This window comes from Enterococcus sp. AZ084 (assembly GCF_051714905.1).
Lineage (GTDB): Bacteria > Bacillota > Bacilli > Lactobacillales > Enterococcaceae > Enterococcus_B > Enterococcus_B pernyi.
The window spans coordinates 2,522,853-2,538,239 of sequence record NZ_JBIOSS010000001.1; the positions used below are offsets into that span (position 1 = coordinate 2,522,853).

Here is a 15,387-nt window from a genome sequence, read left to right on the forward strand (position 1 = left end):
TTTGTTTCTTCCATCGGACATCGTGTCCATTATTCAACTGTCACGTCATCTTGAAATAAAACCAACTGCTCAAGATCATCTAATAAAAAGCGATGATCGCTAGCCTCATAAAGATACGTTAGTTTTACGCCCACACGATGGTGGATCTCTTTTTTTACAACATCCCCTTCTTCATTCAATAAAGAGGTCGTAAAATCAACCAGACACAGGACTTCGATTACTTCATCATTTGTTTTTTTGAAATAATTCTCGCTCGTCAGCCATCGACTAAATCCAAAACGTTGCGGGATATGCGCTTTTTTAAGCTGTTCTGCTTTTGCCTTTTCCTGCATGTTATTCGATAAAAAATCAACGTATGTGGTGTAATTCTCCCCGACTGTTTCAAACGTATAATATGCTTGCAAAAATTCTTTCACTTGTGCTTCTGAAAGTTGACCGGCTTTCTGTTCAGATTCTTGCCTTTTTTCTTGTGAGCGAGAACCGACAGACCAGCCAATGCTAAAAGTAATCCCCCCTATCAGTAAAAGAACAAGAACAAAAGAACGGAAACTGGATGTTAGGTTCATTGGATTTCTCCCATCAATCGATAGAAATAAACAGGCGCCAATTGGAAGTCACCTGCATATCCTTCAAATGGTGTGATGACGATATCTCCTTCTTGACCATAGCCGCGAGAAGTAGCAGGAGTACAATGAAGGATCGTTTTACCTCCTTCATCTAAAAATATGCCTGTATGACCATAACTGCCTAAAGAGTGTCCTTTCTTTCCCCAAACAAACAAATCACCCGCTCTTACATCTTCACGACTGATTGGCATTAGGAGCGTTCCTTCTAAAGAATATAATGTCTCAGTGCTACCAAGTTGAACAGGCAGACCTACGCCTCTCATCGCCCAGAAAACAAATGAGGAGCAATCATAATAGGGAAATGTGCCTCGTTCAAATCCTTGCGAGTATTGAACATTTTTACGATACAAAGTTCTTGCTTGCGCCAACACCTGTTGACCAAGCGTGTGAGCCGCTTGCCAGAGTAAGCTCATATCTTTACTGCCGCCTAGTTGCACAAATAATTCTTTGATCGCTGGTACCCAATATTGGTTTAAGCCAAGAGGATCATTACTTGCACCTACAGGACAGTAGACACTTCCAAGTTGCTCTACTGTCAGCAGTCTTTGAACGACGATCAATTGATTCAGCGTTCGGACAGTGGCCGCGATCCCTTCTTCAAGTGTGTGATAGGAAAGCAACTCATTTTCTCGCATCAAGCCCCCTGGATTGTTCTTTTCACGAATCCCTTCACTCGTCCCCCAAGCAGTTTCGTGGATCATGATCGCAGCTAAAACGATTGGTGAAATCCCATTTATTTTAGCTGCTTGGATGATCGTCTCTGCCTGATCGCTAAATGCGTGACAATGAAGTAAAATCACTTCTCGAAATTTCTGTTCATTGAAGGTAGGCTCTGTACTACTTGAATCGAACAGCCCCAGATCGTTATCGATTACGTTGGGGAAATAAAACGCTGGATTGACTGTGTCACCTTTTTTATGATAAGACAAGTGCAATTCATCTTGTTTCACGCGTCCGATTTCTTCACCCACCGAGACAGTTTGTCCCTCAGTTGCTGTAATTACAACATCGTGATAAGTAATTTTCTGGTGATTTGTTATGATTGTTATATTCTCTTGATCTCTTGTAATATCTCCTGCAATTGCAGCGACTAAGATCTCGTTTGGTTCTGTCTGGATAACTATCCCCTCAAATAGTCGCTTTCCCCGATCCGTTGCATAATAGCCAAAACGTTGTATTATACGCAATGAATCTTCCTCTTTCAATGGATTACTCAATTCAGTCAAACTGGCATAAAGACCAATTTCCGCTAACAACTGCCTCCGTTCCTGCCACTCTGGCGTCCAAGTGATCACTTGAGATAATGGTCGTGACGTTAGTTTTACATGTTCCTCCTTGCTATCTATTTGCCACAACTGTTGATGTAGCTCTTTGATCGTTTCTTTGAGTCCATCTGGTGTGTCCAATCGGTAATCCCCATAAGCCAAATCTAAATATACTAACACCTCATCTATATCAGTTCTTATCACAACTTCATTTGAAGATACCACTCGATCATTCACTAAAATCGGTTTCTCTGTTGTTTTTAATTCCAATGTCAATTCAGCGTCTAATTCGGTTAAGTATTTCCAGACATGTGTCAACTCAAACTCATTAGTTTTGACGGTGGCAGACGAAACAAACCCGATCATGCTGAAGAAAATAAAAAATATTAGACTGCTTGCACCAATAAATATATAAGGAGTGACTTTATTGATGCGTAGGCTTTTATTTTCCACCAAAGAAAAGTCAGCTGTTTTTTGATGGGAACCACTCATCCCTCTTATAGGATCGCCAATTTTTCTACGCAGAAAATGACTGATATTCCTTCGTTGATTTCTTTCTCTCTTGTCCGCTTCTATTGTTATCTTAGATTGAGTCATGGCGATACTTCCTGTCGTAATTTGTGACGTTCAACAGGATCGGTGGTGATCAATTCATAAAGTTTTGTTGTTGCGTCCACAGTATTTGAGAAAGGAACGATCGCATTCCCTGCACGTATCAGTCCGGCTCCTTTAATTGGATTGATCAATTGTTTTTGTTGCTGATAAGAAAGACTGAATAAAGTAGACAGCTCATCTAAATCACTTTTCGCTTGTTTTAGCATGATGATAAATTCCGTATTACTTAACATCCGGCGGGCTTTATCTGACAATAATAGTGTTTCGACATTTTGAGTAATGCCGGTAGCGATCGCACCCCATTTTCGGATTCGACTCCAGAGTTCAAAAAAATAATTTTCACAGTAAGGATCATTTAATAGTAGTTGCATTTCATCGATATAGATCCAAGTAGTGATGCCTCGGTCACGATTACGAACAACCCGATTCCATACTTGTTCCAAAATAACCATCATCCCAAATGTTTTCAATTGGCTTCCTAGTTGTTTCGTATTGTAGATCACAAAACGTTTATTCAAAGAAACGTTAGTTGTTTGAGAAAAAATCGACAATGAACCTTCGATGTACAACTCTAGATCTAACGCCAGTGTTTGCGCCTCTGATTCTGGTTGTTCTTTTAAAAGTGGAAACCAATCTTCTGAGAGTGTCGGCGCTGTCTTTTCTATAGTTGGTTGGAAATTGAAATACGTCAAGCGAGTGACCCGATCGATGATTGAACGTTGCGCTGAATTTAACCCAGTGGGGCCACCAATCAATGCTTCACAAGCAGTCAACAAAAAATCAGATTTCAATTTGATCGGATCAGCCTCTCCCTTTAAGTCTTCTGAACTATCTAATAAGTTGATGAATGTATCTGTATTTGGAGCGATATTGATGATTTGAGCATCAAAATCATTGCCAATGACCGTATCTTCGTCTTCCGGATCAATCGAAATGACCTCATCTTCTGGATTTTTAAGTAACGTCGTAATTACTTCATATTTTTTGGCTACACCTTTCCCTGAACCAGAACTACCTAAAATCATGCCACTCGGCGTGTTTAGCAATTTACGATTGATTCTGACACTATTCTTGGTTGTTTGATTTTGCCCATAGTATTTCCCATCGCTATGGTCGAGATCTTGTGCGGAAAAAGGGATAAAGATTGCTGTACTTTCTGTCGTCAGCGTTCTTTGCTGCTCGATCCAATTCTTGCCTAAAGGTAAAACTGAATTGAATCCTTCATCTTGTAGATAGTCCAACGCACTGAAAGTGCAACGATTTTTACGTCCGATATGTTGTACTTGTTCCGCAATATCAGCAAGTTGTTCTTTTGACTGAGCGCGAAAATAAACTAAGAAGGTGACAAAATATAATTTTTGTCCTGTTTTGACTAAGTCATCTAATAAAGCTTCAGCTTCCTTGATACTATTGGTCAATTCATAGGGAATGCTCGAATAAGGATCATACCCTTTTTGTGTTGCTCTTCTTTCCGCAGCCGTTTTATCCCCTTCCATGTACGCTTTTTTTATTTGGATCAGTTGATTCGCTTTTTCGGAATCCACTGGATCAATGTGGATCGATAAACATAACTCTTCACCAATATCCATCAATTCTAAAATCAGCTTATCAGAAAGCTTAGTGGGATACTCTTTCAAATAAAGTACTTGGGCGTATTCTGACCCGACTTCGAAATAGTCTTTTGCTTTAAAGTTAAAACTTGATGGCGTAACAACTGCTTTTGTGGATAAACGGCTATAAACCAAATCTATATAATTGAATTGGAATAATTCATTAGGTTTGATCAATTCATGGAGAAGCTTCAACCGTTCTTTTCCAGCAAGAGGTTGACTACTCGACTCGATTTCTGACAGGCTATTGCTGAGTTGTTGTTCGATACGCTCAAGTGAACGTTTGGCTTGAGCATAATCAGTGGCTTGTGTGCTGAATGTTACTATATTCTGTTTACTAAAGTTCCTGCCGCCTTCTGTCATTGTTTGCCGAAGCATTTCATTCAATTCCCGCCGATAGATATCCTGTCTTTCCCCTGTTTCTTCATAAAACAATTGCTTTTCCAGGTCCTTTTGTTCGATGCGCTTCTTTCGCAAGGTGATCGTTAGGTGCGTTCGCTCATCACAACTATCTAGCAAGGTACAATACCTTTGAAAAATAGCTTGTTGTTCTTCTTTCGGTGCAATTTGATAATTGACATCAGAAAACTGGATACTTTTGGAGTAGTAGCCAGAAGGAAGTTCACAAATCCCACTTTCATACATTTTTTCATAACGGATCTTCCCCTGTGCATGTTTGGGAGGTGCTGATTTCCGCTCTTTTTTTCCTCTTTTTTTCTTTTGCTTGTGTAATAATTTGGCTAATGAAGATTTCTTAGTTCCCTTGTTCACTTCGCTGTTTCTCTGTTTTACTGTTTTTCCTCGTTGAAATCCCCTCATGTTCTTCCTCCAAACGAGTATTTTGATAAGGATAGTGCTTTGTTGCGATAAAATGACGCCAACGAACAAAGAGATATTTTTCCAAAGGTAACTGATTTTTTTGATCCAACCAACAGATAGAATCGGACTGGTAAAAAACATCAATACAAAGCCCAGATCATCGATAGAATATCCCCAAACAAAATGATTGAGCAGACCGATCGGCAAAATCACTACTAGTGTTAAAGCGATCACGATGATCTGCCTTAGTGAGAAACCAAAAAAGATTTTTTCTTGGTATTCTTTGATTTCTTTTCTAATTACTACTTCTACTGCCATAATTCCACGCCTTTCTTCACTCATGCTGCAACGATGATCGCTTTAGACCATTTCAATGTATAGAACAAACACATAGATAGTGCCAGGCAATTGCCAACGATTGCGCTGATCACGGCAATCATTCCTTGCTTCTCATCAAATGAAAAAACAGTACTCACTAGAAGCGGATAGATGTTCAACACGATAAATAGCAATACCCCTTGTAAAGATGCCGCGCCAAAAAGCTTTAAAAAATTCTTTCCGACATGGCCGATTTCTGTGTTTACTAAAGCAACGATCGGTAAAGGTGAAATACTCAAATAAAGATACATTTCCAAAAAGCGTAAAAAGATCAACACTTGCGCAAGGACGCTGACAATGATCGATAGAACTAGAGGAACGAGCAAAATCATCAGCAGCGTCATTTTCTCAAAAAAACCTAACTGATCGATTTGCTCCATCACACCGACAATCTCCATTGTTTGATCCGTAACACCTGGGATTTCCAATTGATTGATGCCTTGGCTAACAAAGATCCCCACATCCATAATGGCATTGAGAAAAACCATCAAATGTCGTAAAAGCAATACGGTCAAGCCGATTTTGATGAATAATGGTAAAAACAGATCCAACCCACCAAACTCTGACTGCTTGCCGTATAGCCGATGTGTGAGTTGTTGAAATTCGATCAGCAGTAGAAAACCTAATAATGAATAAGCGATAGGTTTGACGACACTTTCCATGATCGTCACACTGTAACGGTAGATTTCCGGCAAATAATGTTCTAGGTTTTGCAACAGAGTGTTTTTATGATTCGTCGATAAACTCAATTGTTCCGCAATCGTTTGTAGTAAAAATTCGATCGCACCGTCCATCCAGCTTCACCCTCTCACATCGAAATGTTCGTGATCCACGCACCAGCAGCTAAAATCACTGCTCCGCCTACGATTTGAAAAATGGCATGTTGCATGCCTGGTCCATTATGTTCCTTGATAGCAACGCCTAATTGGATGATGCCCCAGACAGTCAGTAAACTGCCTGCGGTAATGATTCCATTAGAAAATAGTGCCATTGCTTGATTGAAATAATCCATTCTCTTCTCCTTATTCGCTTAGTATCTCTGGCATTTCTGGATTCTTTTCTACTACGCTGACATGAAAAGACATTCGCGTTTCTGTAAACGAATCTTTGATCGACAAATAAACAGGATAGCTTCCAGGTGTGTCCCAAGTGATTTCTTCTATGACTTCAACATCTGCTATGCTTAATTTCTCTTCACGATCAGTCACAGAGATTCCTGCTAATAAATCTAATTTCTCTTCGCCTACAAGGAATCTCTTATCCTCTATCCCAGAAAATACAGGGGGCTCATTGACTACGTGGACGCTCCCAAAAGTTCGAGTGATTTTTCCATGTGTATCTTGGACTTGAAGAGGAAAACGATAGATATTTAATCGGGAAGTGTCGATTTTCTCCCAAAAAGGCAGATCGATTGCCACATGTAATTGATCAACCGGATCTTCACGATCTGCAAGAACTAGTTTTGCCAGATAGCTTTCTTTATTCAGTTCACTAAATACAGGAAGAGTCATATGCGTATTTGTAACAGTCGGCGCTTCATTCGTTAGGTGAACATAAATCGTACGCTCTGCCGCTCGTTTGCCATAACGGTCACTGACATTCCCAATTCTTACGAAGTAGTTTCCTGGTACATAGGGGACAAGATCGGATGCCAAAATGTTTTCTGAAGTAAGATTGATCGCACCATCTTCTTGATCATTTGCAGAGAAATAATCAAATAAAGAGAATGATTGATCAACAGGTAAAACGAGCTGGTTCGGCCCCGCGATTATTGGTGCTTCATTGGTGATCGTCATATTAGTTACTAGCTTGGCACTTGCTCCAAATTGATCAGTCACAGAATAAATCACTTCATAACTTCCTTCTTTTTCTGTCTGGAGTGTGGTTTTCACTTGAATCTCTGCGGTCAATTCACCATCTTCTTCATCGTGAGCGGAAATGCCAGCCAACAAGTCAATACTTGAACCGATCGTGGCGTGATGACTTTGTCTTGCTTGTTGAATGGTCGGGGAGTGATTAAACAGAAAGGTGACCGTCGCAACACTCACTTTTCCTTTTGAATCAGTTGCTGTGATCTGCATGTCTTGATAGCCAGATTCGTTAGGATCGACGGGCGTATAGTGGATCACTGGAACGGGATCACTTCCTTGAACTATAGTAAAATAGGCAAAAGGATCAATCGCTGTTCCTCTGGGTAAGATCTGCAAAGGGTCGTTTACATGCACGTAGGGACCTTGCCATTGATTGTCGCTCTCTGGAATTGCTACAACATCCGATAGCGTAACTTTTTGTTCGTCTTCTGCGAAGCGATGTGTGAGATTGCTTCTTGATATTGAATTTTCGAGACTTTGAGGTACTGTTACTGTTGTTGCTTCAAGGTAAGCGATCCTCAGCTGGTTGGTTTCATCCTTGATCATTGCTTCAGTGGGGAGAGCCAATGGTTTTCGAAATTGAGAAGCAAACTCAAACAATTGAGAAGAGTTCTCTTCTTTTTTCAGATGACTCTCCTCTGGTGTTTTCACTTTGATTGACTGTTTCGTTTTGTTTGAAGCGGGCCTAACTGTTTGTGGAACTTCTGTTTGTTGCGGTTTACAGCCGCTAACTAATAAAACAACTGAACAACTGAATATGAACAAGCCAAATCTCATGTATTTTTTCTTTTTAGCCATTCAACCCACTCCTTTTTTGTTGATAGATCAAAACGCCGCTCACTCCTAGAAATAAACTACCTAGCCCTACTAGAGAGGCAGAAGTACGACTATTCGTTTTAGGTAAATTCCGAGTATTTTCTTGCTTTTTCGTTTCTTCTTTTTGCCCTTCTTTTGGTGTATTGAAATGAACAGTCTGTTCTTGATTCGTCAAATCATCTTCACGTGCTACCTCATTTTCTTGCTCAGACTCGTAGTATAAAATGTGAGTGGCAGTCAACTGTTCCTTGTCTTTTAGCGTATTGGCTTTCAGCTCAAGAAAAACTTCAAATTGATCTTCTTTACTCTTTGCTGTATAGGTTGAGATTGCTTCGTTGATGAGTTCTCCGGTGTCACCTTTTCGGTACTGCGTCACTACGGTATACACATGACCGATCTCGATTGCTGCTCCTTTGATCCAAACTACATCTTTCAATTGATTGTCTTTGGTTGGATCAAGCTCCTTACTTCCGTCGATTGCTGTGAACAAACTCGTCAATGTTAATTTTTCTCGTTCGTTATAGGCTTCTAATACGATCAACTCACCGTCTTTTTCAACAGTTACTGAAAAATCTAAAGGTTCTTCTAATGGTAAATACCCTTCTAAAGGCTTTCCTTCGATAAATTGATAGGTGCCATAAGGCAAATCGCTTACTTCGATTCGTCCCTCATCATCCGTGAGATATTCTTCAATAAATTGAAGGTTCTGCTCGCCATTTTCTGCTTTTTCTACCTGATATAAGCCAAATGGTACTTGTGCTAAAGGTTGTTCATTCAACCGATCTCGTTTGATCAATTCAATGGATTGTCTTGCTAAACGGTTAGGGACTTCTAAGCGAATCAATGCACTATGATTTTCCGCTGTTACACTGAAAATCAATGGTTCTTCTAACGGGAGATAGCCTTCTGGCGCTTTGACTTCATGAAGCTCATAGCGATCCACACCCCAAGGTAAGCTCTCTGTTGTCACTAATTCCCCTTTTTGATTCGTTTCAAAAATCTCAGTTTTTTCTGTATCATTCGGACGGGTCATTGCTACAAATGCTCCTTGTCCATCATTCGCCCAAGTATCAAAAATCTTGAATTGGGCACCAGCGTAAGGAATTTGTTGTCCTGTTTCTTGATCGATCTTGATGAGATGTACGCGTGATTCGATGATTTCATCTTCTAATAAAAAGAAATGTGTGTAGCCTTCCTCACTGATCGTCACTTCAAATGGTTCAATGATCAAATAGCCATCCGTTCCTTTTGTTTCAGCAATCGTATATGTGTCATAGGGTAAATCTATAAATTTAAAGTAGCCGTTTTTTTCAGTGACATGGACATATTCTTTTCCTGTGTTATGAGCGGTGGCTGTTAGTTCGATTCCTTCGAGTGGTGGTTTATAGTTCGTTGAATCTGTCGTTAACGCGTGTAAAACTTCGAAGATAGAAGTGGGAACAAGAGGTTTTGAACCAAATTTATACCCTTCGACATGACCTTTGATAACGCGATCAGTGACTGTTTTGCTATGGATAGCCACCGTTTCATTTTGTCCTGCATAGGTCAAATGTATAGGGTAGATCGTTGGATCTAAGTTATACCCTTTCGGTGGAATGATTTCTTGTAAATAATAGGTTCCTAGTTTTAACCCTTTTAGCTCAGCTGATACTCTTCCATCCACCTCTTCCATCGTCAATTCCGCAACTGTTTCTCCGTCTTTGTCCGTTAATTGATACACAGCTCCGATCAATTGGGCACCTCCTTGAGGCTGATTGCCTGTTTCTGCATCTTCTTTGATGACAATCAAATCAGCTGTCTGTTCTTGATTAGCTAATGTGATACTCGTCAATTCATTCACTTTGACAGTGACAGTCTGGGGCGTTGGATTTAAAACATAGCCATCTGGCGCTTTGATTTCTTGAATCGTAACGACCGTATCAACGAGTAGATCATGCCAAATAGCAACACCATCAGAATCTGTCGTCAACTCTTTTACCTGTCCATCCGTAGTCGTGAAACGAAAAACGGCGCCTACTAATGGTTGTTTTGTTTGTTGATCGACTTTGCGGATACCTGCATGTCCATATTTTTGCACGCGTAACTGAAATAAGGTTCTTGTCAGCTGCGGTACTCTACCGACTACCATATTTTGTGTATAAGGATGTTGGTACACGACGATTGCTCCTTGATAGCTACTGGGGATATGATAATCAAATGCGATCTCACTTGTCGCTGGCGCCTCTTTCGATGCAGTGACAGTTACTTGATTCCCTTGCTTTTCAATGGTTATTCCATTGATTTGTTGAACAGGTGATGAGCCATAATTTGAAAATGCTCCTGTTGTGTCGGTCAATGTTTGGCTTTCGCCGACTTTTAGATCCATTATTTGTCCATGAAAACTCGGTTGGGTATAGAACCGTTCCACTTGTTCCATCACTGTTCGTTTGAATATTTGGTAATCGTTCATTGTCAAAACACCAGAAATACTGGTGGGGATGATTCCTTGTTGCTCCCAAGCAAGGAGTTGCGTCATCAATTCTTTTTCCATCGTGTAGTTTGTCGCAATCACCCCATAGTATTTGATCAAAGAGATTTTCTTTAGTAATTCTGTGTTTTGAATGCTTGAAGTATAGCCGTTATTTTCTCCGATATTCAGCGCTACTCCTTGTTCCAGACATAGTGCAATCTCACCCTTCACTCGCTTGCCATACCAGCCAAATTCTCTGCCACCATTGGATAGATGGATATCGATATTAGGGATATGGATCGCTGGATCAACGACCACACTTTCATTCGCAAACGGGTCAGGCAATTTGGGCGATTGCTCATGGATCGCCGCGTCAACATAATTCGTCGAGCCGATAGTAGACAATTTTCCGTTGCGGTCTTGGATCAATTGGTAGTTTTTTTTGAAGTTCGCCCAACTATTTTCTTGTAAGATTGATTGTTCGGTCGTGTGGATCATTTGATTGGAGACAGATGTAGTGATTTGTTGGTACGAGGGTAGGTTGGTCAATGTTTCTGCCGAGACTGGTCTTACTTTCATTTGAAAAAAAATCGTAATTAAAATAATGATCGGTAGAATCAAAAATAGTGATTCAGAGGATTTCTTCATTCTTTGACTCCTTTCATTCGTGGAATAAATCAACTGGGAACATGTGCCCTTCTCGTCGCACCTCCTTCACTATATAATTACGATTTTGTCGGAATTCTCTTAAAAAAAATAAAAAAAAAACGACCAATCAATTGATTGGTCGCTGCGTATTTTACGTCAAAACTCCTCAGCTTGTTTTAAGATTTGTTGGATTTCCTCTACTGTTTGGGCATCGCTCAATGCCATCACTTGATCGACATCGGAACAAAAAAAGGCGAGTTCTTGTAAACTTGTTAATTGTTGGTTTTCTCGCATGATTACTGCAAATAAAATCGTTGCGATTTTCTTTTCTCCATCCATCCCAAAGTCAACGCCATCAGGTACTTGGAACAAAAAAATACCTTCTTCAACAATCTGTTCATCTTTTGCTTTTCCATGTGGAAGTGCCACAAAGTTGCCAATATAAACACTTGCTGCTTCTTGGCGAGCAACCATCGCATCGATATATTCCTTTTGGATGACTCCTTTTTCAAGTAGTTGCTCACCAATCTGGTTAATGGCTTCTTCCCAGCTACCAAACTGTTGGTTCAACCAAATATGTTCAGATGAGATCTCAAGCATCAATAGAGCCTCCTTTATTTTTTTATTTCATCGATCAAAATTTTAGATAACAACTGATAGATGATTGCTTCATTTCCTGAACGAAATATCTCAGTATTCAAATCATTCATGATCAAGGCACCACTTATTTTCCCAAGCAATTTCCCGGTTGCTTCGTCAATAGGGGAAGGTGCTAGCATCACTAACATTCTTGATAAATCGACTTTCGTCTTGTCCATTCCTTCGATCTCCAATACTTGCTTCAATTGAAAAATACAGAATAAAGGTTCCGTGATCTCAGAACTAGAGGTATGGAAAAGTCCCATGTTGGTATGAGGCAACCCGATCGGCGCTTGTTGATATCTTTTCATTAAACGATGATAGACTTTTTCTTTATCTTGGACCAACCCTGTAGGTAAATAGTCGAAAATATCCTTCAATGTAGCTTCTACTGTCGCTGGATTGTCTAATTCTTGAATGAAGAAATACTGGAGTAACTGATTGATTTTACTCATCATCAACACCGTTTCTTCATAAGTATCTTCGATAACGGAGGGCTGATCGCCTAAACGGATATGTTCCGTTCGATGTGCTGTCAAACGAGCAAATTCTGCTTTTAATTGTTTGATTTCTTCTTCAAGAAGTAACGGTGAAACTAACAGATATTTCCCTTCATAGCCACTTAAGATCGAAGTAGAAATGACGAGATCATACTCTTCTTCTAAATTGATTTTCTTTAGATCAGCGATTCGATAAAAATGGATATGTTGAATGAATGGGAAATACCTTTTTAGTTTTAATTCAAGCATACTTGTCGAAGCTAAGCCACTAGGGGAAAACCCGGCGATCTTGATCGTGCTGTCCTTTGGTGTTTTTTCTAATGAGTTCGCAAAGTGTAGAACCATATAAGCAATTTCTTCTTCGGATAGTTTCTTTTCTTGAAAAATCTGCTCGATTCCTTGCCGGATGGCTTGGGCGATCTCTCGATACTGGACCATGATTTTTTCCAAGATTGGATTAGTCAATTGTTCTTCTTGAAGTACCGCTCGAGAAAATACTCCTGATAAATGGGTCAACAACATTTTGTAGAGTGTTTCATCTTGGTAGAATGGATTATTTGTTGCTTCACTGACTACTTGGATCAATTGTTTCACAAGATAAGCGAGTTGCGTATCAAATGTTTCTTCAAAGAAATCCTGATCAAAGGAATTCGAGAAATCATTTAATAGACTAGCAAAAAAGACGATTTCATTGACGGGATAAAGTTGTTGCGTTTCCTTAGCGATTTTAGAAAATAAAGCTTTGGCGATACGTAATAACTCTTTATTCACTAGTCCAGTGTAGGTTTCATTCGTCAGCACTTGATTTTTTTTGACACGGTCGATCGTAATGCTGAGTATCAAAACTAAATGTTCCAGTTTCCGGTCACTTAATTCTTTCTTTTGCTGGATCAATTCTTCTCGTACCACTTGACGCGCCAGTAATAAACTATCTGTCGTGATAAATTGAAAAAAGGAATTCGTTGTCGTATCAAATTCCAGCAAGTGAAATATTTCATACGCATTGATCTCCAACTCTAAGATATTCGCGATCAGCAATCTGCGGTATTTTTCCGGTCCAGTGATTTCATAGCCACGGTTACGCGTGATCGACAATGGCAGTTGTTTCATACTGGTTTCAAGTTGCTTGATATCAGCATAAAAAGTCGTATTACTAATCAAATACTTTTCTAAAAAATAACTTAAAGACAACGGTTCTTTCGTAAGTAATAGTTCTAATAAAATCGCATGTTGCCTTTCGGTTGTCGATAGTTCCATCTCTTTTTCGTTCAATAGTTGGCGCAATTGTGTCATTGTTTCAGGTGTTGCTTCAATCGTAAATGACCCTCGGGCTATTTTTTTCAGCGAAGCATTTACTTCCTCGAGCGATCGTTCTAATTGCTCCAACTCGCGGTATACAGTCCGTTTGCTGACACGTAAAACATTGACCATTTTTTGTATAGATACAGGTGCTGGACTATTGATGAGTTCTGTCAATAATTCTTTTTCCCTTGGTGACAAATACATCTTAGTCCACTTCCTTTACTAATGATAGATAGGCTTTGGTACTGACAAAATGATCAATGATCAACAAATGCTCCACTTGTTGTTCCAGTTGATACGCCTTTGCCATACTTTCATTCGCAAGATATACCACTTCTTTTTCGGGTACTAGGTCTTCGACGGCTGCTTTTTCTACAGATAGATCGACCTGATATTCCTTGGCTAGATTCATTAAAATCGTCATTCCCATCGTTTGTGAGCCTCGTCGATTTCCTTGGTATAAAAACACAACTCTGGTTCTAGGTTGTTCAACTTCTTGTTGCTTTTTGATTTGGGGTTCAATTTTTCTTTCATGAAGTTGCTGCTTGATCAATGGCAGATACGACTCAACTTCTAAAAAATGTTCAACAGCGATGATCTGACTCTCTTTGGCTTTTTCTTGCGCCAAAGATTGAAAGGCGCTTTGCACGATCACCAATTGTTTCTTGTGATTCGGCAGATCGTAAATCGATGTATAGCTGACAGGTATGGTTATCCCTTGTGCGTTCAGCTTTTTCTTCAAAATGGCTGCACCCATTGCACTAGAACCCATCCCAGCATCGCATGCAAAGATGATTTGGTTGACTACTTCTTGATTCATCAGTTGGCTCCTTTCTGGGAGGATCGATTCCACAGGTTTCGTTTTTCTCAATAACAGTATGGCACAAATAAACGTAGTAAGCGCACTGAGAAGAATGCCTAAAATGACACCTACTAATTGTGAAGGTTTTGTATTCCCTAAAATAATCACCAATGAACCTGGGGAAACCGGAGCATTCAACCCACTATCAAACAGTTGGAACACAAACGTTCCTGTTGCTCCTCCAATCATAACTGCAAAAAAAAGAGCAGGCTGCATCAAGACAAAAGGAAAATAAATCTCATGGATTCCTCCGACAGCTTGGATCATCAATGCTCCACCTGCTTTGACACTTTTTTCTCGATCGGCAGCAAACAAGAACGCACTTAAAATCCCTATTCCTGGCCCAGGATTGGCTTCCATCAAAAATAAGATCGAATGCCCCGCATGTTGTGCCATCTCCATTCCTAAAGGTGTCAAGATGCCGTGATTGATGACATTGTTCAAAAATAAGACCTTTAACGGTTCCAACACTAAACTGACCACTGGTAACAAATGTTGTTCAATGAGCCAATAAACAAAGCGTCCAACATAAGACAAACTACCTTCAACAAGTGGCTGTATGACCAGTATGCCTAACAGACAGACAAAGCCACCGATTAGACCGATCATCAAGTTATTCAGCAACATCTCATAGCCAGGCTTGATTTTCGGCGCCAACCAACGATCTACCCAATGAAAAATACCTCCCGTGATCAAACCGATGATCATCGCTCCGAATAGTTGTGGAAGATCAGAAACTACTATCATACCGATGACAGCAATCCCACCTGCTACAGCTGCTTTTTGATCAAAAATCTTTGCTCCAGAGTAACTGATCAAAATAGGCAATAACAGATAAATCAGCCAGTCATTGACATGTACAAGCGTTTGGCGCAAATCACCTGATACGATATTTGATACAATCGATAACAAACCCCAAGCAATAAAAATACTTAGATTTGGCATGATCATTTGTTTGAAATAATGTAGTAATTGACGAAACCAGGT

10 protein-coding genes are annotated in these 15,387 nt (G+C 39.9%); all 10 read right to left on the reverse strand.

The genetic code is table 11. The features are described from left to right. Positions 1–29: 29 nt before the first annotated feature. Positions 30–566, reverse strand: coding sequence for a hypothetical protein (locus IGI79_RS11410; protein ID WP_195273299.1), 537 nt, complete (start codon positions 564–566; stop codon positions 30–32). Continuing rightward, on the reverse strand, positions 563–2,488 hold the full coding sequence (locus IGI79_RS11415) for a peptidoglycan amidohydrolase family protein (protein ID WP_438846005.1): 1,926 nt from the start codon (positions 2,486–2,488) through the stop codon (positions 563–565). The genes IGI79_RS11410 and IGI79_RS11415 overlap by 4 nt, the downstream gene beginning before the upstream one ends. Beyond that, on the reverse strand, positions 2,485–5,253 hold the full coding sequence (locus IGI79_RS11420; RefSeq protein WP_438846006.1) for a VirB4-like conjugal transfer ATPase, CD1110 family: 2,769 nt from the start codon (positions 5,251–5,253) through the stop codon (positions 2,485–2,487). The genes IGI79_RS11415 and IGI79_RS11420 overlap by 4 nt, the downstream gene beginning before the upstream one ends. 20 nt (positions 5,254–5,273) lie before the next feature. Beyond that, positions 5,274–6,107, reverse strand: coding sequence for a hypothetical protein (locus IGI79_RS11425; RefSeq protein WP_065097022.1), 834 nt, complete (start codon positions 6,105–6,107; stop codon positions 5,274–5,276). A gap of 14 nt (positions 6,108–6,121) precedes the next feature. Further along, the gene (locus IGI79_RS11430) at positions 6,122–6,325 is read right to left on the reverse strand and encodes a hypothetical protein (protein WP_065097021.1); all 204 of its coding nucleotides are present in this window, start codon (positions 6,323–6,325) and stop codon (positions 6,122–6,124) included. A gap of 10 nt (positions 6,326–6,335) precedes the next feature. Next, positions 6,336–7,982: an immunoglobulin-like domain-containing protein gene (locus IGI79_RS11435; RefSeq protein WP_335883044.1), complete on the reverse strand. Its 1,647-nt coding sequence runs from the start codon at positions 7,980–7,982 to the stop codon at positions 6,336–6,338. Next, positions 7,975–11,097, reverse strand: coding sequence for a SpaA isopeptide-forming pilin-related protein (locus tag IGI79_RS11440; protein WP_335883045.1), 3,123 nt, complete (start codon positions 11,095–11,097; stop codon positions 7,975–7,977). The genes IGI79_RS11435 and IGI79_RS11440 overlap by 8 nt, the downstream gene beginning before the upstream one ends. 156 nt (positions 11,098–11,253) lie before the next feature. Then, on the reverse strand, positions 11,254–11,697 hold the full coding sequence (locus IGI79_RS11445; protein ID WP_335883046.1) for a PTS sugar transporter subunit IIA: 444 nt from the start codon (positions 11,695–11,697) through the stop codon (positions 11,254–11,256). 14 nt (positions 11,698–11,711) lie between these two features. Next, the gene (locus IGI79_RS11450; protein WP_195273304.1) at positions 11,712–13,742 is read right to left on the reverse strand and encodes a BglG family transcription antiterminator; all 2,031 of its coding nucleotides are present in this window, start codon (positions 13,740–13,742) and stop codon (positions 11,712–11,714) included. Position 13,743: 1 nt separating this feature from the next. Continuing rightward, entirely contained in the window at positions 13,744–15,351 is a 1,608-nt protein-coding gene (locus IGI79_RS11455; protein WP_438846075.1) for a PTS transporter subunit EIIC, read from the reverse strand. Between the last annotated feature and the right edge of the window lie 36 nt (positions 15,352–15,387).